Annotated in this window: 24 protein-coding genes; 13 read left to right on the top strand and 11 right to left on the bottom strand. The window is 60.2% G+C overall.

Features of this window, described 5'->3' with window-relative positions:
* The first annotated feature begins 55 nt into the window (after positions 1–55).
* The 3 genes from ftsI to BS626_RS08660 all read left to right on the top strand — a co-directional run bounded on the left by ftsI (position 56) and on the right by BS626_RS08660 (position 4,506).
* Positions 56–1,777 carry a peptidoglycan glycosyltransferase FtsI gene (gene ftsI / locus BS626_RS08670; protein WP_075181973.1) on the top strand — a complete coding sequence of 574 codons (1,722 nt, stop codon included), beginning with the start codon at positions 56–58 and terminating at the stop codon, positions 1,775–1,777.
* A gap of 63 nt (positions 1,778–1,840) precedes the next feature.
* On the top strand, positions 1,841–2,656 hold the full coding sequence (rlmA, locus tag BS626_RS08665; RefSeq protein ID WP_075181972.1) for a 23S rRNA (guanine(745)-N(1))-methyltransferase: 816 nt from the start codon (positions 1,841–1,843) through the stop codon (positions 2,654–2,656).
* Positions 2,657–2,931: 275 nt separating this feature from the next.
* Positions 2,932–4,506 (top strand): TerC family protein, encoded by a 1,575-nt coding sequence (locus BS626_RS08660; RefSeq protein ID WP_075181971.1) that lies wholly within the window; start codon positions 2,932–2,934, stop codon positions 4,504–4,506.
* Between the two features lie 56 nt (positions 4,507–4,562).
* On the opposite strand, the gene BS626_RS08655 is transcribed toward BS626_RS08660, so the two are convergent.
* The 4 genes from BS626_RS08655 to pabB form a co-directional block, all read right to left on the bottom strand.
* Positions 4,563–6,149 carry an EAL domain-containing protein gene (locus BS626_RS08655; RefSeq protein ID WP_075181970.1) on the bottom strand — a complete coding sequence of 529 codons (1,587 nt, stop codon included), beginning with the start codon at positions 6,147–6,149 and terminating at the stop codon, positions 4,563–4,565.
* Between the two features lie 205 nt (positions 6,150–6,354).
* A complete protein-coding gene (locus BS626_RS08650) occupies positions 6,355–7,716 on the bottom strand; it encodes an L-serine ammonia-lyase (RefSeq protein ID WP_075181969.1) in 1,362 nt (453 codons plus the stop codon).
* Between the two features lie 126 nt (positions 7,717–7,842).
* Positions 7,843–8,451, bottom strand: coding sequence for a CoA pyrophosphatase (locus BS626_RS08645; RefSeq protein WP_075181968.1), 609 nt, complete (start codon positions 8,449–8,451; stop codon positions 7,843–7,845).
* Entirely contained in the window at positions 8,444–9,811 is a 1,368-nt protein-coding gene (gene pabB / locus BS626_RS08640; RefSeq protein ID WP_075181967.1) for an aminodeoxychorismate synthase component 1, read from the bottom strand. Before pabB ends, BS626_RS08645 begins: the two co-directional genes overlap by 8 nt.
* 103 nt (positions 9,812–9,914) lie before the next feature.
* On the opposite strand from pabB, the gene BS626_RS08635 reads away from it, so the two are divergent.
* Positions 9,915–10,103: a YoaH family protein gene (locus BS626_RS08635; protein WP_075181966.1), complete on the top strand. Its 189-nt coding sequence runs from the start codon at positions 9,915–9,917 to the stop codon at positions 10,101–10,103.
* A 10-nt stretch (positions 10,104–10,113) separates the two neighbouring features.
* Here the strand turns inward: BS626_RS08635 and BS626_RS08630 are convergent, their stop codons facing one another.
* Positions 10,114–10,458 carry a RidA family protein gene (locus BS626_RS08630; RefSeq protein WP_075181965.1) on the bottom strand — a complete coding sequence of 115 codons (345 nt, stop codon included), beginning with the start codon at positions 10,456–10,458 and terminating at the stop codon, positions 10,114–10,116.
* 123 nt (positions 10,459–10,581) lie between these two features.
* On the opposite strand from BS626_RS08630, the gene BS626_RS08625 reads away from it, so the two are divergent.
* The 5 genes from BS626_RS08625 to rnd all read left to right on the top strand — a co-directional run bounded on the left by BS626_RS08625 (position 10,582) and on the right by rnd (position 17,056).
* Positions 10,582–12,483 carry an ATP-dependent DNA helicase gene (locus BS626_RS08625; RefSeq protein ID WP_075181964.1) on the top strand — a complete coding sequence of 634 codons (1,902 nt, stop codon included), beginning with the start codon at positions 10,582–10,584 and terminating at the stop codon, positions 12,481–12,483.
* Positions 12,484–12,547: 64 nt separating this feature from the next.
* On the top strand, positions 12,548–13,249 hold the full coding sequence (gene tsaB / locus BS626_RS08620) for a tRNA (adenosine(37)-N6)-threonylcarbamoyltransferase complex dimerization subunit type 1 TsaB (protein WP_075181963.1): 702 nt from the start codon (positions 12,548–12,550) through the stop codon (positions 13,247–13,249).
* Positions 13,250–13,325: 76 nt separating this feature from the next.
* Complete coding sequence (locus tag BS626_RS08615) at positions 13,326–13,919, top strand: Slp family lipoprotein (RefSeq protein ID WP_075181962.1); 594 nt, start codon at positions 13,326–13,328, stop codon at positions 13,917–13,919.
* Between the two features lie 228 nt (positions 13,920–14,147).
* A complete protein-coding gene (gene fadD, locus BS626_RS08610) occupies positions 14,148–15,839 on the top strand; it encodes a long-chain-fatty-acid--CoA ligase FadD (RefSeq protein WP_139308794.1) in 1,692 nt (563 codons plus the stop codon).
* 86 nt (positions 15,840–15,925) lie between these two features.
* On the top strand, positions 15,926–17,056 hold the full coding sequence (gene rnd / locus BS626_RS08605) for a ribonuclease D (protein ID WP_075181960.1): 1,131 nt from the start codon (positions 15,926–15,928) through the stop codon (positions 17,054–17,056).
* Between the two features lie 47 nt (positions 17,057–17,103).
* On the opposite strand, the gene minE is transcribed toward rnd, so the two are convergent.
* From minE to minC, 3 genes are read right to left on the bottom strand one after another with little or no spacing between them, the layout of a single operon-like run.
* Entirely contained in the window at positions 17,104–17,373 is a 270-nt protein-coding gene (gene minE, locus BS626_RS08600; RefSeq protein WP_075181959.1) for a cell division topological specificity factor MinE, read from the bottom strand.
* A 3-nt stretch (positions 17,374–17,376) separates the two neighbouring features.
* Positions 17,377–18,189 (bottom strand): septum site-determining protein MinD, encoded by an 813-nt coding sequence (gene minD, locus BS626_RS08595; protein WP_075181958.1) that lies wholly within the window; start codon positions 18,187–18,189, stop codon positions 17,377–17,379.
* A gap of 26 nt (positions 18,190–18,215) precedes the next feature.
* A complete protein-coding gene (minC, locus tag BS626_RS08590) occupies positions 18,216–18,908 on the bottom strand; it encodes a septum site-determining protein MinC (RefSeq protein WP_075181957.1) in 693 nt (230 codons plus the stop codon).
* A gap of 154 nt (positions 18,909–19,062) precedes the next feature.
* Here minC and BS626_RS08585 point away from each other — a divergent pair, with 154 nt between their 5' ends.
* The 3 genes from BS626_RS08585 to BS626_RS08575 all read left to right on the top strand — a co-directional run bounded on the left by BS626_RS08585 (position 19,063) and on the right by BS626_RS08575 (position 20,714).
* Positions 19,063–19,338 (top strand): YcgL domain-containing protein, encoded by a 276-nt coding sequence (locus BS626_RS08585; protein WP_075181956.1) that lies wholly within the window; start codon positions 19,063–19,065, stop codon positions 19,336–19,338.
* 188 nt (positions 19,339–19,526) lie between these two features.
* Entirely contained in the window at positions 19,527–20,186 is a 660-nt protein-coding gene (locus BS626_RS08580; RefSeq protein ID WP_075181955.1) for a fumarylacetoacetate hydrolase family protein, read from the top strand.
* Between the two features lie 75 nt (positions 20,187–20,261).
* On the top strand, positions 20,262–20,714 hold the full coding sequence (locus BS626_RS08575) for a YcgN family cysteine cluster protein (RefSeq protein WP_075181954.1): 453 nt from the start codon (positions 20,262–20,264) through the stop codon (positions 20,712–20,714).
* A gap of 33 nt (positions 20,715–20,747) precedes the next feature.
* Here BS626_RS08575 and dsbB read toward each other — a convergent pair whose 3' ends face one another.
* Together dsbB and nhaB are read right to left on the bottom strand one after the other, a co-directional pair.
* The gene (dsbB, locus tag BS626_RS08570; RefSeq protein ID WP_075181953.1) at positions 20,748–21,281 is read right to left on the bottom strand and encodes a disulfide bond formation protein DsbB; all 534 of its coding nucleotides are present in this window, start codon (positions 21,279–21,281) and stop codon (positions 20,748–20,750) included.
* Between the two features lie 86 nt (positions 21,282–21,367).
* Complete coding sequence (gene nhaB, locus BS626_RS08565; protein ID WP_075181952.1) at positions 21,368–22,921, bottom strand: sodium/proton antiporter NhaB; 1,554 nt, start codon at positions 22,919–22,921, stop codon at positions 21,368–21,370.
* Positions 22,922–23,141: 220 nt separating this feature from the next.
* Between nhaB and fadR the strand changes: the two genes are divergently transcribed.
* On the top strand, positions 23,142–23,858 hold the full coding sequence (fadR, locus tag BS626_RS08560; RefSeq protein WP_075181951.1) for a fatty acid metabolism transcriptional regulator FadR: 717 nt from the start codon (positions 23,142–23,144) through the stop codon (positions 23,856–23,858).
* 50 nt (positions 23,859–23,908) lie between these two features.
* Here fadR and BS626_RS08555 read toward each other — a convergent pair whose 3' ends face one another.
* On the bottom strand, positions 23,909–25,444 hold the full coding sequence (locus BS626_RS08555) for a SpoVR family protein (protein WP_075181950.1): 1,536 nt from the start codon (positions 25,442–25,444) through the stop codon (positions 23,909–23,911).
* Positions 25,445–25,717 lie beyond the last annotated feature (273 nt).

The following is a 25,717-nucleotide window of genomic DNA, read 5'->3' as shown; positions in this document are numbered from 1 at the left end:
AATATTTCAATCATTTAGACCCACACGGTGAGAGGCAGTGCGCAAACTTAAACACATGACGGCCAGTTTTATTCAGTGGCGCTTCGGCCTGATCTGCGCCGGTATTTTGGGATCGTTACTGCTGCTGCTCGGCCGGGCGGCGTGGCTGCAGATTATCGCGCCGGACCCGCTGGTGGAACAGGAGAACATGCGTTCGCTGCGGGTGGAAGCGCTGAATGAGCACCGCGGCATGATCCTCGATCGCCACGGCAATCCGCTGGCGGTGAGCGTGCCGGTCAAGGCCATTTGGGCCGATCCTAAAACCCTGCTCGCGGGGGGCGGCGTGGGCAGTGATGCGCGGTGGCAGGCGCTGGCCCGGATGTTGGATACGCCGCTGGATGCCCTGGCCCACCGCATTGCGCATGCGCCGCACAGCCGCTTTCTCTATCTGGCGCGACAGATTGAACCGGCTGATGCGGAGTATATCGCCAAACTCAAGCTGCCCGGGGTGTATGAGCAACAGGAGTCGCGCCGCTTCTATCCGGCCGGCCATACCGCCGCTAACCTGCTGGGCTTCACCAATATCGATGACCAGGGGATTGAGGGCGTTGAAAAGAGTTTTAACCGGGCGCTGACCGGGCAGGCCGGCCAGCGGGTGGTGCGAAAAGATCGTCATGGCCAGGTGATCGAAGACATTGCTACCCGCGCCGGTAAGCCGGCGCACAACGTGATACTGAGCATTGACGAGCGGTTACAAACGGTCACCGAGGAGGCGCTGGCCAACGCGGTGGCGCTGAATAAAGCCGCTTCCGGCGCCTCGGTACTGCTGGACGTGAAAACCGGTGAAATTCTCGCGATGGCCAGCGTCCCGACCTTCAATCCCAATAACCGCGCCGGGGCCACCACCGATGATTTTCGCAATCGTGCCATCAGCGACACGTTTGAACCCGGCTCAACGGTTAAACCCATGGTGGTGATGACCGCGCTGAAGCAGGGCATCGTCCGGCCGGACAGCGTGATCGACACTCACCCGTTTACGCTGTCCGGTCACACCATTCGCGATGTGGGCTATTATCCGTCGCTCTCCCTGACCGGTATTCTACAAAAATCGAGTGACACCGGCGTGTCGCGCCTGTCACTGGCGATGCCGGTCGCGGTGCTGGAGCAGACCTACCGTTTGTTCGGCCTCGGTCAGCCGACCGAACTGGGACTCACCGGCGAGAGCCGTGGCCTGCTGCCGCAGCGCCGCCGCTGGGGCGATCTTGATCGCGCGACCTTTGCCTTCGGTTATGGCCTGATGGTCACTCCGCTGCAGCTGGCGCGGGTCTACGCCACCATAGGCAGCTACGGTATTTATCGCCCACTCTCCATCACCCGGGTTGATCCGCCGGTGCTGGGCACGCGCGTGATGCCGGAAGCGCTGGTGCATCAGGTTGAACATATGATGGAGAGCGTCGCGCTACCCGGCGGTGGCGGGATCAAGGCCGCGGTGCGCGGTTACCGCGTGGCGGTGAAAACCGGCACGGCCAAAAAAATTGGTCCCCAGGGGCACTATATCGATAAATACGTTGCCTACACGGCCGGCGTGGCCCCGGCCAGCCACCCGCGTTTTGCGCTGGTGGTGGTGATTAACGAGCCGGATAACGGCAAATACTATGGTGGGGCGGTCTCCGCGCCGGTATTCAGCCAAATTATGGGTGACGTGCTACGTCTTGAGAACGTGCGGCCGGACGGTTTACCGCCGGGACAGAATAACGTGCTGGTGATAAACCGGGCGGACGCGTCTTCCCACTCCTGAGCAGGCTCGGCATGAGCGGCGCTTCAGGGTACACTGGTCGCCTGATTGTAAAAGGACTCCGCTATGCACCTGATTTGCCCACTCTGCCACCTTCCTCTCGCCGACAGCGGCGGGCCGCTGCGCTGTGAGCGAGGTCACACTTTTGACCGGGCGCGGGAAGGGTATGTTAACTTGCTGCCGGTCCAGCATAAGCGTTCAAAGGCGCCGGGCGACAGCCGGGAGATGCTGCAGGCGCGGCGCGCTTTTTTGCAGGCCGGCCATTACCAGCCGCTGCAGCAGCGGGCGGTGGCCCTGTTGGCGCAGTGGGTTCCGGCTGGCGGAGTACTGCTGGACATTGGCTGCGGCGAAGGCTATTACACCGACGCCGTCAGGGCGGGGCTGCGGGCCGAAGTTACCGGCCTGGACATATCGAAAGAGGCGGTACGCGCCGCGGCGCGCCGCTATCCGGCGTGCCAGTTTATCGTCGCCTCCAGCCAGCGACTGCCGGTAGCCGACGCCAGCCTGGATGCGCTGCTGCGCATTTATGCGCCGTGCCATCCCGTTGAAATCGCGCGGGTGCTGAAGCCGGGTGGGGTCGTGTTGACCGTCACCCCGGGGCCGCGTCATCTGATCGAGTTTAAAGCCCGCATTTATGATGACGTGAAGTTGCATGACGTGGCCGATGAGCAGCTGCCGGGGCTGACCCGACTGAGCCAGCAGTCGCTCAACACCTCCCTGACGCTGCGCGGTGATGAGGCGGTGGCGCTGTTGCAAATGACGCCGCTGGCCTGGCGCGCCTCGCCCGCGCTGTGGCAGGCGCTGGCCGACAGCGAGACCTTTTCCTGCGAGGCCGACTTTCTGCTGACCCTGTGGCAAAAGCCGCGGGAGGGGGCAAATTGAGCTGATGCAGCGGCCGGGTCGACGGCGCGAAGAAAAAATTTGACGCGCCGTTGCGTCCTGATAAAGTAGAGGTCCTTTTCAATACAGGAGTAACGGGCCTCAGCCCTCCCTATGGACTGTCACCGACGTCGCTTAACTGAACCTCCGGGCCTGTTGGCCTACGCATTTGTCCCGTTCGGGGACGCTATTCGCACCGCCTCTTTGCCTTTTCACCCTGGATTCGCCACGTCGATTCGGGCGCTTTTCTGTTCCTTTTTCCGGAGTCTTTATCTGTAATGGACATCTTTTTAGACCCCTCAATCTGGGCCGGGTTACTGACGCTCATCGTGCTGGAAATCGTACTGGGGATTGATAACCTGGTGTTTATTGCCATCCTGGCTGACAAGCTGCCGCCCAAACAGCGTGATAAGGCGCGTTTGATCGGCCTGTCGCTGGCGCTACTGATGCGACTTGGCCTGCTGTCGCTGATCTCCTGGCTGGTGACCCTGACGCGCCCGCTGTTTAGCATCAGCATGTTCAGCTTTTCCGGACGCGATTTGATCTTGCTGTGCGGAGGCCTGTTTCTGCTGTTTAAGGCCACGATGGAGCTGCACGAGCGGCTGGAAAATCGCGATCACAGTGGAGACAATAGCAAGGGCTACGCCAGCTTCTGGGCGGTGGTGGCGCAGATTGTGGTGCTTGATGCGGTGTTTTCCCTCGATGCGGTGATTACCGCCGTGGGTATGGTGAATGATCTGCCGATCATGATGACCGCCGTGGTGATTGCCATGGGCGTGATGCTGCTGGCTTCCCGTCCGCTGACCAATTTTGTTAACGCGCACCCCACGGTGGTGGTGCTGTGCCTCAGCTTCCTGCTGATGATTGGTTTGAGCCTGGTGGCGGAAGGGTTCGGTTTCCACATTCCGAAAGGCTATCTGTATGCGGCCATCGGCTTCTCGATCCTGATTGAGCTGTTTAATCAGATAGCACGGCGCAATTTTATCCGCCATCAGTCACACCGGCCGATGCGCGAACGGACCGCCGAGGCGATTCTGCGCCTGATGGGCGGGCGCCGCGAAGCGCGCGCCGCCAGCGCCGAGCCGCAGGTGGAAAACCACGTGGAAAGCCCGGTCAATCTGCCGAAAGAAGCTTTTGCTGACGAAGAGCGCTATATGATAACCGGGGTGCTGACGCTGGCCTCGCGCTCCATTCGCAGCATCATGACGCCGCGCGGCGAAATCTCGTGGGTGGATGCTACCCGGCCCGTCGACGACGTGCGCGTGCAGCTGCTGGATACACCACACAGCCTTTTCCCGGTCTGTCGTGGCGAACTCGATGAGGTGGTCGGCGTGGTGCGGGCGAAGGAGCTGCTGGTTGCGCTGGATCACGGCATCAATATTGAAGCGTTTGCCAGCGCCTCGCCGCCGATCATGGTGCCGGAGACGCTGGATCCGATCAATCTGTTGGCGGTGTTGCGCCGGGCGAAAGGCAGTTTCGTGATGGTCACCAACGAGTTTGGCGTGGTACAGGGGTTGATTACTCCGCTCGACGTGCTGGAGGCAATTGCCGGCGAGTTCCCGGACGAGGATGAGACCCCGGATGTGATTGCCGACGGCGATGGCTGGCTGGTGAAAGGCGGCACCGATCTGCACGCGCTGCAGCAGCTGCTGGACACCCAGGGACTGGTGAATCCGGACGAGGATTTTGCCTCGCTGGCCGGGCTGCTGATTGCGCAAAACGATCAGTTTCCGCGCGCTGGTGACGTGATCACGCTGCCGCCGCTGACCTTCCAGATCGTAGAGGCGACGGACTACCGTATCGACCTGGTGCGAATCACCAAACTGCACGTTGACAGCGACGAAGAGGAGTAGCGTGTCGCCCTCCCGGCAGCCGTCAGGCTGCCGGCATCTGGCGGCCGACCGCGGCGTCAGGCCGCCTGTTCAGCCACCGTCTGCTCAGCGACTGTCTGCCGATGGTGTTGTAGCCAGCCAGCGAATGCCTCCAGCGGCATCGGGCGTGCAAAATAGTATCCCTGGAACACATCTACCCCTCTGTCGCGCAGATAATCTGCCTGTTCCGCCGTTTCCACCCCCTCCGCCACCAGGCGAATATCCAGCCGCTGGGCCAGCGCGATCACCATATCGGTGACGGTGGCGTTGATGGCGTCGGTCCCGATCGCGGCGGTAAACACCTTATCGATTTTTAACACGTCCGGATTCAGCGTTTTCAGATAGGCAAGCGAGCTGTGCCCGGTTCCAAAATCATCAATTGCCACTTTGACACCGCGTCGTTGCAGGCAGGTCACCGCCTGTTGATCGACCGCCGGTAGCGCGTCGCGCTCGGTCAGTTCGACCACCAGCTGTGGCACCGGATGGGCCGGCCACCACAGCGCATCCAAATCGTCAAGGATCGCCTGCTGATGAAAATGGCTGGCCGCGACGTTAATGGCTATCACAAAATTAGGCTGGCGCGGCAGCAGTGGCAGGTGGGCGACCACGTCGCTGAGTACGTAGCGGGTCAGCGGTGCGATCAGGTTTTGTCGTTCGGCAATCGGGATAAACACGTCCGGCGGGATCCAGCCTTGCCGCTCAGTACGCCAGCGCAGCAGGAGTTCAATACCGTAACAATCGCCGCTGCGGGCGTTGATCAGCGGCTGGCACCAGACGTGGAATTCCCGCGCGCTGATACCATAGCCAATCTGCCAGGAGAAGCTCATGCGAGTGGCGGTGGCCAGCCAGATAATGTAGGCGGTCAGCAGGGACAGCAGCAGGGCCAGCGGCAGCTGAGAAGGCAGGCGCGACAGCGCCAGCGCGGTGGGTGAGGGACCGTACAGGGTGATGGTGTAGGGATAGCGCAGTGAGCTTTCGACGTAGGTGACCTCACCGTCTGCCGCCTGCGTCGGCTCAATCAGCGGATTGCCGTACTCCAGACTTTTGCCACCGACGCTGAATACTGCCCGCTCCACCCAAGGCTGAGAGGGCTCCAGCAAGTAGCTGGCGATCATCTCAATGTTGATTGCCTGCAGTATGCCCGCGCGGTTATCGGTCGATTGCGGCGTCCACAGCAGCAGGATCGGCGAGCCTTTTAGCAGCAGCGTGTCGGTGGTGAGCAGCATGTGCTGATTATTGACCGCCAGCTCCGGATAGCGCTGGCTAAAACTCTGCGCGCGCGCGCCAAAAATGCTGGAGCAATACAGCGTATTCTCGCTGACCAGCAGGATCGCGCGCACCGTTTGCAGTATCGCCAGCTTTTCGATCAGCGGTTGGCGCACCGCGTCGCAGCTCAGCCCAACCAGCCCCAGCGCGTTGCTGGCGGAAATGTCCAGCGGCGAGAAGAGTTTGTCAAAGCGGGTGACGGCGCTACGGGCAAAGGCCTGTGCCTGCTGCTCAATGTGGTTCTCTTCCCGGATAACGCCCACCGTCAGGGTCAGTATTAGCACGATCCCCGCCACGATTGCGGCGACAACGAGTCGCCGGCGGCGAAACTGTCCAACCATTTGCTGGGACATGTGCATCAGCAACCACCTTCTTAAGAAACACGCACGCTAAGAGACCGAACCGGGTTATCGGCGCGCGGCGCCTGAAGTTTAGTGCAGAGGTGGAAAATTGAGGGGGCGAAATCGGATTCGGAAGGAAGCGAGGCAGAGGACGTGAGGTGCTGGCGTTGGGCATACGGTGGCGACACCCCGCCACCGGGACGGTGTGTCGCCGCGCGAGCGGTCAGTCGCACTGGACCTTGATAGCCAGCCCACCGCGCGAGGTTTCACGGTATTTGGCATTCATGTCTTTGCCGGTTTCATACATGGTTTCGATCACCTTATCCAGCGAGACGCGCGGTTCGCTGGTGCGACGCATCGCCATTCGCGCCGCGTTGATCGCCTTCACGGACGCAATGGCGTTACGTTCAATGCACGGAACCTGTACCTGACCGGCCACCGGGTCGCAGGTCAGACCCAGGTTGTGCTCCATGCCGATCTCCGCCGCCACGCACACCTGCTCCGGGCTGGCGCCCAGCAGCTCGGCGAGGCCGGCCGCGGCCATTGAGCAGGCCACGCCCACCTCTCCCTGACAGCCCACTTCCGCGCCGGAAATGGAGGCATTCATTTTATACAGAATGCCAATCGCGCCGGCGGCGAGAAAATAGCGGGTGTAGATTTCCGGGCTAACCGATTCGATAAAATGATCGTAGTAGGCCAGCACTGCCGGAACGATCCCGCAGGCGCCGTTGGTCGGAGCGGTAACCACCCGGCCGCCGGCGGCGTTCTCTTCATTGACCGCCAGCGCAAACATATTGACCCAGTCAATGACGTTCATCGGGTCGCTGGAGAGCTTATCGGAGGCGACCAGCATGCGGCGCAGGGCGGCGGCGCGGCGCGGAACCCGCAGCGGACCGGGCAACACGCCCTCGGTATTCAGCCCGCGATCGATGCAGTCGCGCATGGTTTGCCAGACGTTGGCGAAATAGTTGCCTATCTCCTCGCGGCTGTGTAATGCCAGCTCATTTTTCATCACCAGACCGGAGAGCGAGAGGCCGGTTTCATGGCAGTGGGCCAACAGCGCTTTGGCGCTGTGGAAGGGCCACGGGACGGTGACTTCATCCAGTACCGGCTGGCCAAAGTGCGCCTCATCAACGATAAATCCGCCGCCGACGGAGTACCAGGTATTGCTGTACAGCGGCTTATCGCCGGCGAAGGCGTGCAGGGTCAGGCCATTTTCATGCAGGGGTAAATTCTCGCTGCGGAATATCATCCCGCCTTCGCGCGGGAAGTCGACCTCCTGCTCGCCGCCCAGCAGCAGCCGCTGCCGCTGCTCCACGTCGCGGATCACGCCGGGAATGGCATCAATGTCTACCGTGTCCGGCTTGGCGCCGGTCAGCCCCATGATAATGGCAATATCGGTATGGTGGCCTTTGCCCGTGAGCGACAGCGAACCGTACACGTCCACCGCCACGCGGGTCACTGAGCCGAGCAGCTGCTTGTCACGCAGCTCATCGACGAACAGTTTACCGGCTTTCATTGGACCCACCGTATGGGAACTGGACGGGCCAATACCGGGTTTGAACATGTCGAAAACGCTAATCACGCGGTGCTCCTTGAAAATCAGTCAAAACAAAAAGTGGACTGCCAACTGGCGATGCGGCGAATATAGAGGAATTTGTCGCCGCTGTCAGTGATATGGCGCGGCGAAACGGGAAAACTTAGAGCATTATCATGCTTCAGCGCGTCTGAAGGCCGTCTCAGCGGTAAAAACCTCGCCGGTAACCTGCTGTCCGAGCCGGTGCAGGATCCCGGCGGTCATTCCCCAGACAAGGTGCTGCTGGTACCAGGAAAGCCAGACGCGATGTGACTGGCCGTGTCGCCAGATATCCAGCGGCGCGTAGCGTGACAGGCGCAGCGCCTCCGCCAGCGGCATCTCAAACAGCGTCGCCACTTCATCAGGGTTCGGCGCAAAGGGCAGGTCGGGCGGGATCAGCCCGACGATCGGCGTCACCTGAAAGCCTGTGCTGCTGGTGACCGGCGGCAGCGTGCCCACCACCGTCACCTGCTGCGGACACAGGGCTATTTCCTCCTGCGCTTCCCGCAGCGCGGTGGCCATCAGCGAAGCATCGTCGCTATCCTGCACGCCACCGGGAAAAGCGACCTGACCGGCGTGCTGGCGCAGCGTTGCGGCGCGGCGGGTCAGAATCACTCCCGGCCGCCGCCGGCGCACGACCGGAATCAGCACCGCCGCCCGGCGGCGAGCGCTCACCGGCGCGGCCGGGGGAGGAGTCTGCAACAGAAAGCGAGTCAAAAACTGATCCAGCGACAGCTCAGACATCCGTTATCTCTCCCTGCAGGCAGGGCAGGATGCGCTGCAGCTTATCAAAGGTCTCCTGATATTCTGCTGCCGCTTCGCTGTCGGCAACGATGCCGCCGCCGGCGGCGCAGTGCAGCCGGTTATCTTCCGCGATCAGCGTGCGGATGGTGATGCTGGTATCCATGCCGCCGCACAGGCTAAGGTAGCCAATGCTACCGCACCAGGCGTTGCGGCGATGCGGCTCCAGTGCTTCGATAATCTCCATCGCCCGCACTTTGGGCGCCCCGGTTATCGAGCCGCCCGGGAAGCAGGCGCGCAGCAGGTCGGTCGCGCGCAGCGCGGGTGACAGCTCGGCGGTGATAGTGCTCACCAGATGGTGCACTGCCGGAAACGGCTCAACGGCAAACAGCTCCGGTACCCGTACGCTGCCGGGTGTGGCGACGCGACCGATGTCGTTACGCAGCAGATCGACAATCATCAGGTTCTCGGCGCGGTCTTTTGGCGATCGCGCGAGGCGCCCGGCCTGTTCGCGGTCGGCGCGGGGATCCGCCAGCCGAGGTAGGGTGCCTTTAATTGGTCGCGTCTGGATTTTCCCCTGTTTTAGCGACAGAAAACGTTCCGGCGACAAACTGAGGATGGCGCTGTCCGGCAGACGCAGCCAGGCAGAGAAGGGCGCGCGATTTTGCGTATTGAGCCGGCAGAAGGCCAGCCAGCTATCGCCGACAAACGGGGCGCTAAAGCGCTGCGCGAGATTGACCTGGTAGCAGTCACCGGCGCGCAGCCATGTCTGAATACGGGCAAATTTTTCATTATACGCGTCGCGGTCCATATTCGACTGCCAGGGGGCAGTGAGCCGAAACGGCGCACGCGCCGGCGCCGGCTGGGACCGCAGCCAGGCCAGACGCGCGGCGGGGTCACCGTGACAAATCAGCGTCAGGCGCTGCCGCCGGTGGTCGGCAACGATCGCCCAGTCATACAGCCCCACCGCCAGATCCGGCGTGTGCAGATCCGCCTCCGCCAGCGCGGGCAGTTGTTCAAACCGCCGCCCCAGATCGTAACCAAACAGCCCCAGCGCGCCGCCCTGGAACGGCAGGTCCTCGTGCGGCGTTGCCTGCAGCCCCAGCGCTTCCAGCTCCGCCTGCAGTAGCGCAAGGGGATCGCCGGCGTCGCGGCGGCGATCGCCACCGCGGTCGATCACCGTTTCGCTCCCGCGGGTGGTCAGGGTGACGCGCGGGTCGGCCACCATAATATCAAAGCGATTGTCCTGATGGGTGGCCTGCCCGGAGTGCAGAAGCATGGCCCACGGCTGCTGGGCGATGGGCGCAAACAGCGCCTCGATCGCATCGGTGCGGTACTCTAAAGCGTGATAGACTGGCGGCATGATGTTTTGAATTGGGGAGAAAAGCGTTAGCCTGGCATATTTTTGTCACGCTGACACCCCTTTGTGTGCAGTCAAAGAAGGCCACCCTTCGTAAGGAGTCAGCATGATCACCGGATTACCGGCATTAACCCACGAGCAGCAGCAGGCCGCGGTGGAGCGCATTCACCAGCTGATGGCTGACGGCATGAGCAGCGGTGAGGCCATCGCCCTGGTGGCCAGTGAGATTCGTGAAACGCACCAGGGCGGGCACATTGCCGTTCGCTTCGAGGATGAGGACGACGATAAGGCGTAAGCCGGCGCCGCTACAGCGCGGCGATCACCTTGATTTCAATCTTGTAATCCGGGTTGACCAGTCCGGCATGAACCGTACAGCGCACCGGCGCCTGGCCCGGGGCCACCCAGGCGTCCCACGCGCGGTTCATGGCGTCCAGATCGGCCAGGTTCGGCAGAAACAGCGTGGCGTCAAGGATCTTACTTTTATCCGAACCGACGCGGGTCAGCAGCGCGTCGATCACCGCCAGCGCGTTGGCGGTCTGCGCCTCCGCATCGGCCTCCAGGTTCTCCGGCACGCTGGTGTAGTACACCAGTCCGTTATGAATCACCGCTTCGGACATGCGCGGGCCTACATCAATACGTTCAATGGTCATTATTACCTCCCTTCAGTCAGCGCTATAGCCTGACACAACCCGAGGCGGATTGTCATCCGCCGGCTGGCTGATGGCTGGAATTCCTGACATAATCGGCGCTCTTTGAACGACAGGTGAGACGCGGTGACAGACGATTTTGCAGCGGAAGGGACGCTGGCGCGTGCCATTCCGGGATTCAAACCGCGCGAGGCGCAGCGCGAGATGGCGCAGGCGGTGACGCAGGCAATCGACGCGCAGCAATCACTGGTGGTCGAAGCCGGCACCGGTACCGGAAAAACCTATGCGTATCTGGTACCCGCCCTGCGTGCCGGAAAAAAAGTGATTATCTCCACCGGATCCAAAGCCCTGCAGGATCAGCTTTACAGTCGCGATCTGCCGACGGTAACCGAGGCGCTGGCGTTTACCGGTAAAGTGGCCCTGCTGAAGGGGCGGGCTAACTATCTCTGTCTCGAGCGGCTGGAACAGCAGTCGCTGGCGGGCGGCGAGCTGGCGGTGCAGGCGCTGAGCGATCTGGTGCACCTGCGCGGCTGGTCGAGCCAGACCGTGGAGGGTGATATCAGCACCTGCGGCGCAGTAGCGGAAGACAGCCCCATCTGGCCGCTGGTGACCAGCACCAACGATAACTGCCTCGGCAGCGATTGTCCGCTTTATCAGGAGTGCTTTGTGGTGAAGGCGCGGCGGCGGGCGATGGATGCCGATGTGGTCGTGGTTAACCACCATCTGTTCCTGGCAGACATGGTCGTGAAAGAGAGCGGTTTTGCCGAGCTGATCCCCGATGCAGACGTGATGATCTTTGATGAAGCCCATCAGGTTCCGGATATTGCCAGTCAGTATTTCGGCCAGCACCTCTCCAGCCGCCAGCTGCTCGATTTGGCGCGGGACATGACCATGGCCTACCGTACCGAAGTGCGCGATGCCCAGCAGCTGCAGAAATCGGCGGATCGTCTGAGCCAGGCAACGCAGGATTTTCGCCTGGCGCTCGGCGATCCGGGCTATCGCGGCAACCTGCGCGAGCTTCTCAATGATGCGGCGATTGTGCGCGCGCTGATCCTGCTGGACGATGCGCTGGAGCTCTGCTACGACGTAGCCAAACTGTCACTCGGCCGCTCGGCGCTGCTGGATGCTGCCTTTGAGCGCGCGGCGCTCTATCGTGGGCGGTTGAAAAAAGTGCGCGCGGTTGACCAGCCGGGCTTTAGCTACTGGTATGAGTGCGCTTCCCGCCACTTTGTGCTGGCGCTCACCCCGCTGTCGGTGGCGGAACGCTTTCGTGAAGTGATGGCGGCACGGCCGGCCAGCTGGATTTTTACTTCGGCGACGCTGGCGGTGAATGAGCAAATGGGACATTTTGTCGATAGGCTTGGTGTCGATCGGGCGCAGACCCTGATCCTCGACAGCCCGTTTGATTACGCCCGCCAGGCGCTGCTTTGCGTGCCGCGCAATCTGCCGCAGAGCAATGAGCGCGGCGGGGCGCGCCGGCTGGCGGAGATGCTGCAGCCGCTGATTGAAGCCAATAACGGGCGCTGCTTCTTTTTATGTACCTCCCACGCCATGATGCGCGATCTCGCGGCGGTGTTCCGCGAGCGGCTAACCCTGCCGGTGCTGCTGCAGGGGGAGACCAGCAAAGGCCAGCTGCTGAAACAGTTTATTGCCAGCGGCAATGCGCTGCTGGTCGCCACCAGCAGCTTCTGGGAAGGTGTGGACGTGCGCGGCGATGCGCTGTCGCTGGTTATCATCGACAAGCTGCCCTTTACCTCGCCGGACGACCCGCTGCTCAAGGCGCGCATGGAGGATTGTCGGCTGCGCGGCGGCGACCCCTTCAATGATATCCAGCTGCCCGACGCGGTGATTACCCTGAAGCAGGGCGTGGGTCGACTGATTCGCGATGTCAGCGACCGCGGCGTGCTGGTTATCTGTGATAACCGGCTGGTGATGCGCCCCTATGGCGAAGTGTTTCTCAACAGCCTGCCGCCAACGCCGCGCACCCGCGACCTGCAGCAGGCAGTACACTTCCTCAAACCGCATTAATGTTTTTCCCGGCGCTGTGCTATGCTACGCGCCGACTTTTTTCCGACTTACCCCCGAGGTTGCCATGTCTCCGCGTATTTTAGCCCTTGATACCGCCACCGAAGCCTGCTCCGTTGCGCTGGCCTGTGACAATGTCATGGATGCGCAATTTGAACCCTGTCAGCGCGAGCATACCCAACGCATTCTGCCGATGATCGACGCGCTGCTGATGCGGCACGGCGTGACGCTGTCGCAGCTGGATTTGCTGGCTTATGGTCGGGGGCCGGGCAGCTTTACCGGCGTGCGTATCGGCATCGGCATTGCGCAGGGGCTGGCGCTGGGGGCTAACCTGCCGATGGCGGGGGTGTCGACGCTGATGACCATGGCGGAAAGCGCGTGGCGGTTGCACGGTGCCACCCGGGTGCTGGCGGCGATCGATGCGCGGATGGGGGAAGTTTACTGGGCTGAATATCAGCGCGATGCCGCCGGCGAATGGCAGGGTGAGACCACCGAAGCCGTTCTGAAGCCGGAGGCCGCCCTCGCGCGGATGGCCGCGCTGGAGGGGGGCTGGGCGACGGTAGGGACCGGCTGGGCGGCGTGGCCGCAGCTGGCGGCGGAGAGCGCGCTAGCCCTGACCGCCACCGACGTTACCCTGCCGACGGCGCAGGATATGCTGCCGCTGGCCCGCCAGGCGTGGCAGCGCCGGGCGATCCTGCCGGTTGAACAGGCCGAGCCGACCTACCTGCGCAACGAAGTGGCGTGGAAAAAATTGCCCGGCCGCGAATAACGCGCAACTTATTGTTCGGCGACCAGTCTAATTATTCAGGTTAACCCGGTAGTTAACAATGTAAGGTGCAGATGATATGCGTAGACGTGTAATGACGGTCGCGGCCGCGGTGGTGATGGCGCTGAGCCTGAGCGGCTGTGTTTCGGTCCCCGACTCCGTGAAGGGCACCTCTCCTACGCCGCAGCAGGATTTGGCGCGGGTGCTGACGGCGCCGCAGATTTACGTGGGTCAGGAGTCGCGCTTCGGCGGTAAAGTGGTAAAAGTTGATAACCGTAACGGCATGACCCGGCTGGAAATTGCGGCCATGCCGCTCGATGAGAGCGCCCGGCCGATCCTCGGCGCCGCGTCCATTGGGCGCTTGTATGCGGATGTAAACGGTTTTCTCGACCCCACGGATTTTAACCAGCAGATGGTCACGGTCGTCGGGCCGATTGTCGGCACGGAGCAGGGGCGCATCGGCGACGCCCGCTACACCTTTGTCGTGGTGAAAGCGACCGGTTATCAGCGCTGGCGAATGACCCAGCAGGTGGTGATGCCGCCGCAGCCGATCGATCCCTGGATCTGGTACGGTCCGGGACGTCACGGACGAGGGGGCTATTGGGGGCCCGCACCGGGCTTTGGTTACTACAATACCGGGCCTGCTCAGGTACAAACTATTCTGACGCAGTAGTGTCGTGAGTGTGCATTGCGGCATATCCGCCCGGCGCGGGTATGCCTTTTTTTTATCTGTTTTTCGCCGGCGCTGCCGAATGAGGGGGGCAAGATGCAGATTTTAGTGATGTGCTTCTCAACCTTATCACAGAGTGCGCAGCAAACTGGTACGCTCAGTTAAAGTATTGTTAAAAAGCAGATCGGATACAGGCTGATGACAACAAATAATGATTTCCGAGGTGATTCCTTGAACAAGGTGTGGCTACAGCGCTACCCGGCCGATGTGCCGGCAGAGATTGACGCCGATCGCTACGCGTCGTTGGTCGAGATGTTTGAACAGGCCTGTCAGCAGTACGCCGATCGGCCGGCGTTTGTGAACATGGGCCAGGCGATCACCTATCGCCAGCTGGAAGCGCGCAGCCGCGCATTTGCCGCCTGGCTGCAAAACGGGCTCGGCTTGAAGAAGGGCGATCGGGTGGCGCTGATGATGCCGAATCTGCTGCAGTATCCGATTGCGCTGTACGGGGTGCTGCGCGCCGGGATGGTGGTGGTGAATGTTAACCCGCTTTATACTCCGCGCGAGCTGGAGCATCAGCTGAAAGACAGCGGCGCCAGTGCGATCGTGATTGTGTCCAATTTTGCCCATACGCTGGAAAAGATCGTCGCGAACACGCCGGTGAAGCAGGTGATTCTGACCCGAATGGGCGATCAGCTGGCGCCGGTGAAGGCGACGCTGGTTAACTTTGTGGTGAAGTATGTTAAGCGCCTGGTGCCAAAGTACCACCTGCCGAATGCCGTTTCTTTCCGCAGCGCCCTGCATCAGGGTCAGCGCCTGTCTTACACCCGGCCGACAATCCTCAACGAGGACCTGGCTTTTTTACAATATACCGGTGGCACCACCGGCGTGGCGAAGGGCGCGATGCTGACCCACCGTAATATGCAGGCTAACCTCGAGCAGACCAAAGCGACCTACGGCTCCCTGCTGCAGCCGGGCAACGAGACGGTGGTGACGGCGCTGCCGCTATACCATATTTTTGCCCTGACGGTGAACTGCTTGTTGTTCACCGAGCTTGGCGGTCGCAATCTGCTGATCACTAATCCCCGCGATATTCCCGGGCTGGTGAAAGAGATCGCCAGCTATCCGATTACCGCCATGACCGGAGTGAACACGTTGTTTAACGCGCTGCTGAATAATGACGAATTTTCCCGGCTTGATTTCTCCCAGCTGCGGCTGGCGGCAGGGGGCGGTATGGCGGTGCAGAAAGCGGTGGCCGAGCGCTGGGAAAAGCTCACCGGACGCTACCTGCTGGAGGGCTACGGTTTAACCGAATGCTCTCCGCTGGTATCGGTCAACCCTTACGACATCCGCCATCATAATGGTAGTATTGGTCTGCCTGTACCGTCGACGGACATCAAGCTGGTTGATGACGCCGGCGACGAGGTGGCCCCGGGCGAACCGGGTGAACTGTGCGTTAAAGGCCCGCAGGTGATGCAGGGCTACTGGCAACGCCCCGACGCCACCGAGGAAGTATTGAAAGAGGGCTGGCTTCGCACCGGCGATATTGTTACCCTGGATGAGCAGGGCTTTCTGCGCATCGTTGACCGGAAAAAAGACATGATTCTGGTCTCCGGCTTTAACGTCTATCCCAATGAGATAGAAGATGTGCTGATGCTGCACCCGAAGGTGCGCGAAGCGGCGGCAATTGGCGTTCCCTCCGGCGCATCTGGCGAAGCGGTGAAGGTGTGCGTGGTGAAGAAAGATCCGTCGCTCAGTGAAGAAGAGCTGATCGCGCACTGCCGTCGCCAGCTGACCGGTTACAAAGTGCCGCGCATCGTCGAGTTCCGCGACGAGTTGCCGAAAACCAACGTCGGCAAAATTCTGCGCCGCGAACTGCGCGATGAGGCGGCGAAAGCACAGCGCGCGGCGCCGGCGAGCTAAGCACCGTTCCTGATACGTCACGCCGGCACTGACCGGCGTTTTTTTTGTTCAGCGCCAGGCCCGGACCGGCTGGCTGAAGAGAGATTATGTTTAACTATACCCTGATCACCACCGATGCCGGGCTGGCTGAGGTGTGCCAGCTGGCGCGCCAGCAGGCACGCGTGGCGATCGATACCGAATTTGTCCGTACCCGAACCTATTATCCGCAGCTGGGGCTGCTGCAGCTGTTTGACGGAGAGCATCTCTCGCTGATCGACCCGCTGCCGGTGACCGACTGGTCACCGCTGATCGCCCTGTTGGATGACACCGCGGTGGTGAAAATTTTGCACGCCGGCAGCGAAGATCTGGACGTGTTTCTGCACGAATTTGGTCGGGTGCCAACGCCGATGATCGATACGCAAATTCTCGCCGCCTTCAGCGGCAAACCCCTCTCCTGCGGCTTTGCGGCGCTGGTCGAACACTGGTGCGGGGTGACGCTGGATAAGAGCGAATCGCGTACTGACTGGCTGGCCCGCCCGCTGACGGAGCGCCAGCTGACCTATGCCGCCGCTGACGTCGGCTGGCTGCTGCCGATGGCGGAGAAGCAGGAGGCGGAAACCCGCGCAGCCGGGCGGCTGGAAGAGGCGCTTGATGAGTGCCGGCAGCTCTGTCTGCGACGCCAGCAGGTGGCGGATCCGGCGCAGGCCTGGCGGGATATCACGAACGCATGGCAGCTGCGTCCGCGCCAGCTGGCCGCGCTGCAGCGCCTGGCGGAGTGGCGGCTGCGTACCGCCCGTGAGAAAGATATGGCGGTCAATTTTGTGGTGAAAGAGGAGCATCTGTGGCGCGTGGCGCGCTATCTGCCCGGTTCGCTGGGCGAGCTGGATCATCTGGGACTGACCGGCCACGAGATCCGCTTTCACGGTAAAACGCTGCTGGCGCAGGTCAGCGAAGCGCTCGCGCTGGACGACGAGGCGCTGCCGGCGCCGCTGCAAAACCTGATCGACCATCCGCACTATAAGCAGACGTTTAAAGCGCTAAAAGCGGCGGTGGCGGCGGTGAGCGAAGCGAGCGGACTGAGCCAGGAGCTGCTGGCCTCGCGGCGGCAGATCAACCAGCTGTTGAACGTCCACTGGGGGCTGCGCGAGCGGGACGGTGAGGCGGAACTGCTGACGGGCTGGCGCGGTCGCCTGTTGGCGAAGCCGTTTGCTGCGGTACTGGAGCGGGTTGACGGCTGAAAACGTTATCCCCTGCCAGGCAGGGGATAATTATGAGCAGGGTGCCATCATTTCTGCATTTCTTCCATTTCAGGCAGCGTCACATTGAGCTCCAGAATTGAAATGTCGTCCTCGCGTTGTTCCAGCTGCACATTGACCATCTCCGGGTCAATTTTCACGTATTTGCAGATAACTTCCAGGATATCGCGCTTCAGCTGCGGAAGGTAGTGGGGCTCACTGTCGCCCCTTCTCCGTTCCGCCACGATAATTTGCAGCCGTTCCTTGGCTATGTTGGCTGTGCTCTTTTTACGGGATAAAAAGAAATCGAGTAAGGCCATAACTTATCCCCCAAACAGGCGTTTCAGGAAACCCTTCTTCTCTTCTTCAATGAAGCGGAAAGGGCGTTCTTCTCCAAGAAGACGATCGACGGTATCGGCGTAGGCTTTTCCGGCATCGGCTTCGGTATCCAGAATGACCGGCTCACCCTGGTTCGAGGCGCGCAGCACCGACTGGTCTTCCGGGATCACCCCCACCAGCGGAATGCGCAAAATTTCCAGCACGTCTTCCATGCTCAGCATATCTCCCCGACTGACGCGGCCCGGGTTATAGCGGGTTAACAGCAGGTGCTCCTTGATCGGGTCTTCGCCGTTTTCGGCCCGGCGCGATTTGGAAGAGAGGATACCGAGGATCCGGTCTGAGTCGCGCACGGACGACACTTCCGGGTTGGTGGTAATGATCGCTTCATCGGCGAAGTACAGCGCCATCAGCGCCCCGGTTTCAATCCCGGCCGGCGAGTCGCAAACGATGAAATCGAAGCCCATCTTACCGAGTTCGCTGAGCACTTTCTCCACGCCTTCGTGGGTCAGCGCATCTTTATCGCGGGTTTGCGACGCCGGTAAAATAAACAGGTTGTCGGTGCGTTTGTCCTTAATCAGCGCCTGATTCAGGGTGGCGTCTCCCTGAATGACGTTGACAAAATCGTAGACGACGCGGCGTTCGCAGCCCATGATCAGGTCAAGATTACGCAGACCGATATCGAAATCGATCACCACGGTCTTTTTGCCTTTTTGCGCTAACCCTGTCGCGATGGCCGCGCTTGACGTGGTTTTACCAACGCCCCCTTTACCCGATGTAACAACAATAATGCGTGCCATAAAGATGATTTCCTTCACAAAGGGGTCTAGAACAATGTTTGAATCGTTAAGGCGCCGTCTTGTAAACACAGACGCGCAGCTTTTCCAAAAAACGCTGCCGGGATCTGATCCATAATCCAGTACTGCCCGGCGATAGAAACCAGTTCGGCTGACAGGTGAGTACAAAAAATCTGGCTGGTGCTGTCGCCGCTGGCCCCGGCGAGGGCGCGGCCGCGCATCATGCCGTAAATGTGGATGTTACCGTCGGCAATCAGCTCTGCGCCGGCGCTGACGCTGCTGGTGACGATCAGGTCGCACTGTTTGGCATAAATCTGCTGGCCGGAGCGGACGGGCGTACTGATCACTCGCGTGCGGATCGGCGGCGGCGGGGCCTCAGCGACCGGCGGCGCATCCTGTGGCTTGCGCGCCGGCGCTTTCCCCTCGGAGAGTAGCGGGATGCCCGCACGGTTCAGGCTACGCTTGAGCTGCTCGTGCCGGCAGCCGCTGACGCCGACAATGCGTAACCCGCTGTCGGTCACCGCGCGCTGCATGGCGTTCCAGTTCACATCGGCGGGCAGATTGGCCACGTTGACCACCACCGGCGCGTGTTTTAAAAAAGCCGGCGCCTCGGAAATTTTGTCCTGAATAGCCTCGCGGACCACGTCCGGCCGGTCGTGGTGTAAATGAATCACTGACAGCGTAAAACTGCTGCCTTTTAACTCAATGGGCGGTTGCGACATCTGTCCGGCTCAGTCCTGTTAGCGCTCGTCCGGTAAATGTGCCCGCAATTCTGGCTATTTATCCGGAATGGCATTATTCCGATGTTCTGTAAGCATGTTATAGTCACAACAATATAGAGGCAAGTCACTGACCAGGTTAAACAGAGTAAAAAATATGTTTTGTGTGATCTACAGAAGCACCTACCGCGACCAGACCTACCTGTACGTCGAAAAAAAAGACGATTTTTCGCGCGTGCCGGAGGCGTTGATGAAGCGTTTCGGCCGGCCGCAATATGCCCTGATGATCCCGCTGGATGGCTCGAAAAAGCTGGCGAATGCTGATCTTACCAAGGTTAAAGCGGCGCTGAAGGAGCAGGGGTATTATTTACAAGTGCCGCCACCGGCGGAAAGTTTACTTAAGATGCATCTTGGAAATGATAATAACGATTAATTAGGAATCCTCTGTTTGCTGTCGCGGGGTGAGTAGCTAATTAGCGTAAATTATCTCCACCCGTTACCCTGCCGATTGATCCCGCATGTTTCCGCTCATTTTATCCCTGCTGCGCTTTTTTTCCTGACAGCCGCGCGCCTGAACGGGCATACTCAGGAACGACAGCACAACATTAACAGGAGCATAACATGTATCAGCATCACGACTGGCAAGGGGCGCTGCTCGATTATCCGGTGAGCAAAGCGGTGTGCGTGGGCAGTAATTACGCCCGGCATATTCAGGAGATGGGCAGCGCGGTCCCGGATGAACCGGTGCTGTTTATTAAGCCCGCCACCGCGCTGTGCGACCTGAGTCAGCCGCTCTCCGTGCCGCAGGGGCTGGGTGCCGTGCACCACGAAGTGGAACTGGCGGTGCTGATCGGCAGCACGCTGCAGGCGGCCAGTGAATCGACGGTGGCGCAGGCCATTGCGGGTTATGGCGTCGCGCTGGATTTAACGCTGCGCGACGTCCAGGCCGGCTGTAAGAAAGCGGGCCAGCCGTGGGAAAAAGCCAAAGGCTTTGATCATGCCTGTCCGCTCTCGGGTTTTATTCCGGCGTCGGCTTTTGGGCACGATCCGCAGGCCAGTCAGCTGACGCTGGTGGTGAACGGTGAGGTGCGTCAACAGGGCAATACCGCGGAGATGATCCATAAAATTATTCCACTGATTGCCTACATGAGCCGTTTCTTCACGCTGCGGCCCGGCGATGTGGTGCTGACCGGCACTCCGGAGGGCGTGGGGCCGATGCGCACCGGTGATACCCTGAGCGTGTCGCTGAACGATTATACGGTTACCACTCGGGTACGCTAAGCTTGCAAGCCTGAGCCAAAGCCATTATAAAGGTGCGCCTTTAGGCCGCACCTGTGACGCAAGTGGAAAACAATGATGACCGATATCCCCTTTTGGCAGCAAAAAACGCTGGAGCAAATGAGCGACGCCGAGTGGGAGTCCCTCTGTGATGGCTGTGGCCAGTGCTGCCTGAATAAGCTGCAGGATGAAGATACTGATGCTATCTACTTTACCAACGTCGCCTGTAACCAGCTGAATATCAAAACCTGCCAGTGCCGTAACTATGCGCGACGTTTTGAGCTGGAGGCTGATTGCCTGAAGCTGACGCGGGAGAATTTACCGACCTTCTCGTGGCTGCCGCCGACCTGCGCCTACCGCCTGATTGCCGACGGGCAGGACCTGCCGCTGTGGCATCCGCTGCGCAGCGGCTCGAAAGCGGCCATGCACGCGGCGAGGATTTCGGTACGGCATATTGCGGTACGCGAAAGCGAGGTGCAGGACTGGGAAGATCATATTCTCAATCCTCCCGGCCAGACGCGGCGCGGATAAGTAAAAACGGACCCGCGGGTCCGTTTTTTTGCCTTAGCGCCGGGAAAACAGTTCGCGGCGCCGCGGCTTGCAGGCCTGAGCGAGGGCGACCAGCACGGCCACCAGCAGCAGCGCGGCAAAAATAGCGATCAGCCACTGCGGCATACTCAGCGACAGGAACGTCCAGTCGAGCTGCGCGCAGTCGCCGCTGGCGACAAACACCTGCGGCAGCCAGCGATCCAGCGGCAGCCAGCTGGGAAAACGCGCGGCAAAATCGCAGGTAACAAACGGGTTAGGGTGCAGCTGGATTTGGGTATGCTCCCAGGCGAGACGCAGTCCCTGCCAGGCGCTACCTATCCAGCCCGCCAGCGCCAGCCAGCGCAGCGGCGTGGCTGGCGCCAGAGCCCCGACCAGTCCGGCCGCCATCACGCCAAACAGGGCGCAGCGTTCGTAAATGCACATCACGCAGGGTTTCAGCAGCATGACGTGTTGAAACCATAACGCCACCAGATTCAGCAGCAGGGCGATCGCCGCCAGCAGCAGCCAGGCCGTTCGGCCGCGTGAGCAGCTATTCAGGTATCGCAACATAGTTCGTCCTTTCACAATCGTTGACGCGGCAGTGTAAACCAAAATGCCGGCGGCGACAGCCCGCCGGCGTCAATGTGGGCTAAGGCTCAGGGCGCCACCGCACTCTGAATCCAGCCTTCAGCGCTCAGCCAGGCGGACATCGGTTCCAGCAGCCAGATGATACCGGCGTAGCCCACCAGGCTCAGTACCAGCGTGTACGGCAGCGCCATCCACACCATCCGCCCGTAAGACAGGCGAATCAGCGGCGCCAGCGCCGAGGTTAACAGGAACAGGAAAGCGGCCTGACCGTTTGGCGTCGCCACCGACGGCAGGTTGGTCCCGGTATTGATAGCAACGGCCAGCAGCTCAAACTGCGACAGCGGCAGGGTGCCCTGATCCAGCGCGTGACGTGCTTCATTGATGTACACTGAGCCCACGAAGACATTATCGGAGATCGACGAGAGCAGCCCGTTGAAAATGTAGAACAGCGACAGCTGATCGTGCGCGTCGGCCTGCATGACCCAGGCGATCAGCGGGCTAAACAGCTGCTGATCGATAATCACCGCCACGATGGCGAAAAATACCGTCAGCAGGGCGGTAAACGGCAGCGCTTCGGTAAAGGCTTTACCGATCGCGTGCTCGTCGGTGACGCCGCACAGGCTGGTGGCCAGAATGATCACCGACAGGCCAATCAGGCCCACTTCGGCCAGATGAAACGCCAGCGCAATAATTAGCCACAGGCCGATGAGCGCCTGAATCAGCAATTTTTGCCGCTGCTGACGGGTGCTGTTTTCCCGCTGATGTTTATCGTGGGCTTCCAGCTGCGCACGCACGCTGTCTGGCAGCGTGGCGCCGTAGCCAAACAGCCTGAAGCGTTCAACCAGCACGCAGGTCAGCAGGCCACACACCAGCACCGGTAGCGTCACCGGCGCCATGCGCAGAAAGAACTCGCTGAAATTCCAGCCCGCGGCTTTTGCGATGATCAGGTTTTGCGGTTCACCCACCATGGTCAGTACACCGCCCAGTGCGGTACCCACGCCGGCGTGCATCATCAGGCTGCGCAGAAAGGCGCGAAACTGCTCCAGCGTTTTACGCTGCTCGGCGCGCAGCGGCGAGTCGTCATGCAGCGCGTGATCGTCGCCCTGCTGGGAGACCGCCTGGTGATAGATGCTGTAAAACCCGACCGCCACGCTAATCACCACGGCCACCACCGTCAGTGCATCCAGGAAGGCGGAGAGAAACGCGGCGGCAAAGCAGAAGGCCAGCGACAGTACGATCTTCGACCGTACCGACAGCAGCAACCGGGTAAAGATAAACAGCAGGAGCTGCTTCATAAAGTAAATGCCGGCCACCATAAACATCAGCAGCAGCAGCACTTCGAGATTATTTGCCAGCTCGTGCTTTACCTGATCCGGATGGGTCATGCCAATCAGTACCGCCTCCAGGGCCAGCAGGCCGCCCGGCAGCAGCGGATAGCACTTCAGCGCCATCCCCAGGGTAAAGATAAATTCCGCCACCAGCACCCAACCGGCCAGAAACGGACTGACCAGCCAGAACAGCAGCGGATTGATCACCAAAAAGGCGAGCAGAGTCAGTTTGTACCAGCGGGGCGACTGTCCCAGAAAGTTGGCGGCAAGGGCGCGAGGCCCGGTCATTTCCATCAGTAACGTATCCCATGATGATTTTTTTTAGGTAGTCTGAAAGGGTAATCGCCATAGTGAATGCAGGCAATGGAAAATCGCGCGGCGTAGCAGAAGGTATTTCACTGAATTTTGCGTTAAGTGGCCTTTTTCCCGTCACGATACGCTATTTCGCCGTGAGGCCATCTGGTATGATGAGCTGAAGTAACGCTGGTTAAAAATGCAACGGAAAGAGTGAGCTATGGTCATTAAGGCGCAAAGCCCTGCGGGCTTCGCAGAAGAGTATATTATTGAAAGCATCTGGAACAGCCGCTTTCCTCCCGGGTCGATTCTGCCTGCCGAACGTGAACTCTCCGAGCTGATTGGCGTGACCCGGACGACGCTGCGCGAAGTACTGCAGCGTCTGGCGCGCGACGGCTGGTTGACCATACAGCACGGTAAGCCGACGCGGGTAAACAATTTTTGGGAAACCTCCGGGCTGAATATTCTGGAAACGCTGGCGCGACTGGATCACGACAGCGTGCCCCAGCTGATTGATAATCTGCTGTCGGTGCGTACCAATATCGCTTCCATTTTTATTCGTCGCGCCATTGGCCACTATCCGGATAAGGCGAAGGCGGTGCTGGACACCGCTCCGCTGGCAGAGGATAGCGCCGATGCCTGTGCCGAGCTGGATTACAACATCTTCCGCGGGCTGGCCTTCGCTTCCGGCAATCCGATTTACGGGCTGATCCTCAACGGACTCAAGGGACTGTATACGCGGGTTGGGCGGCACTATTTCTCCAGTTCGCAGGCGCGTCAGTGCGCACGTGAGTTTTACCAGCAGCTTGGAGCGCTGTGCGACAGCGGTAAACCGGATGAGGTGGTCGACGCGGTACGCGCCTATGGCCGCCGCAGCGGTGAGATCTGGCACAGCATGCAGAAAAGCATGCCGGAAGACTTAGCCTCGCGGCGTTAAGCGCCAGGGAAGCACGCAGCGGGGCCGCCAGCATCACGGCCCCGCCATGGTTACAGTCCGTTCGGGCGCGGTGGGCAGCGATCTAACAGCTCAACGCTGCCATCATCATTTTGCTGCTCCAGATGCACCTCGAAGCCCCACAGGCGATGGACGTGCTTGAGCACTTCGCGGCGGCTTTTATCCAGCGGCACGCGATTATGCGGCACGTAGCGCAGCGTCAGAGAGCGGTCGCCGCGCAGATCCACGTCATAGACCTGAATGTTAGGTTCCAGATTGCTCAGGTTGTACTGCGCTGACAGCTGCTGACGGATCGCGCGATAGCCGGCCTCGTTGTGGATCGCATCGATTTCCAGATAGTTGTTGCGGTCATCGTCCAGTACGGTAAACAGGCGGAAATCGCGCATCACCTTAGGCGACAGGAACTGGCTGATAAAACTCTCGTCCTTAAATTCGCGCATGGCGAAGTGCAGGGTGTCGAGCCAGTCGCTGCCGGCAATTTCCGGGAACCAGTAGCGATCCTCTTCCGTTGGGTGCTGGCAGATGCGCTTGATATCCTGGAACATCGCAAACCCCAACGCGTAAGGGTTGATGCCGTTGTACCACGGGCTGTTGTAAGGCGGCTGATAGACGACGTTAGTGTGGCTGTGCAGAAACTCCAGCATACTGCGCTCGGTCAGTTTGCCCTCATCGTAAAGGTGATTGAGGATCGTGTAGTGCCAGAAGGTCGCCCAGCCCTCATTCATCACCTGCGTTTGCTTTTGCGGGTAAAAATACTGGCTGACCTTGCGCACGATACGCAGGACCTCCCGCTGCCAGGGTTCCAACAGCGGGGCGTTTTTCTCCATAAAATAGAGCAGGTTTTCCTGCGGCTCGGCCGGGTAGCGCGCCGCCTGGCGCTGGGTGGCCTCTTTCTCCCGGCGTGGCAGGGTGCGCCACAGCGTATTGACCTGGCTCTGCAGATACTCTTCCCGGCTCTTTTGCCGCGCCTTCTCCTCCAGCAGCGAAATCTTCTGCGGCCGCTTGTAGCGATCAACGCCGTAATTCATCAGCGCATGGCAGGAGTCAAGCAGCTTTTCAACCTCCTCGACCCCGTAGCGCTCTTCGCACTGGCTGATGTAGTTCCGCGCAAACAGCAGATAGTCGACAATCGAGCCGGCGTCGGTCCAGCTACGGAACAGATAGTTATTTTTGAAAAAGGAGTTGTGGCCATAGCAGGCGTGCGCCATCACCAGCGCCTGCATGGTCATGGTGTTCTCTTCCATCAGATAAGCTATACAGGGATTCGAATTGATGACAATTTCATAGGCCAACCCCTGCTGACCGTGCTTGTAGCGCTGCTCGGTTTCGATGAACTTCTTGCCAAATGACCAGTGCGCATAGTTAATGGGCATGCCGACGCTGGAGTAGGCATCCATCATCTGCTCTGAGGTAATGACTTCAATCTGGTGAGGGTAGGTATCCAGCCGGTAAAGTTTGGCGACGCGATCGATCTCGGCCAGATAGCTGTCCAGCAGCGCAAAGGTCCAGTCTGGACCATCATGTAAGCGTTTACTGCCGGTGACGGTTTCGTCAAAGAGTGTACTCATAGCGCACCTCGTTGCCTGCAAGCGTCGCTGTAGCGCGACGGGATTCGAAAGTGAGTTCCCTCTCACCGGATTCCTGACGTAAGGAGTGATGACTGATGTACAGAACAATGATAGTCCACTCTCCCCCATCCTCGCGCGGATTACAACGTAATTTTGGCAGAAAATAGAGCGTAGTTAGGCGCTTACCCGTCTATTTATTGATTATGCCTGTTTTAGATAAAAAATAAGCATAAAACGCTGTTTATAAGTCTTATGTATTACTGCGCCGCTTTG

This window comes from Pantoea sp. 1.19, assembly GCF_001922585.1.
Lineage (GTDB): Bacteria > Pseudomonadota > Gammaproteobacteria > Enterobacterales > Enterobacteriaceae > 1-19.
Note: the sequence above shows the minus strand (reverse complement) of the source record. Positions and strands in the feature narration are given on the sequence as shown.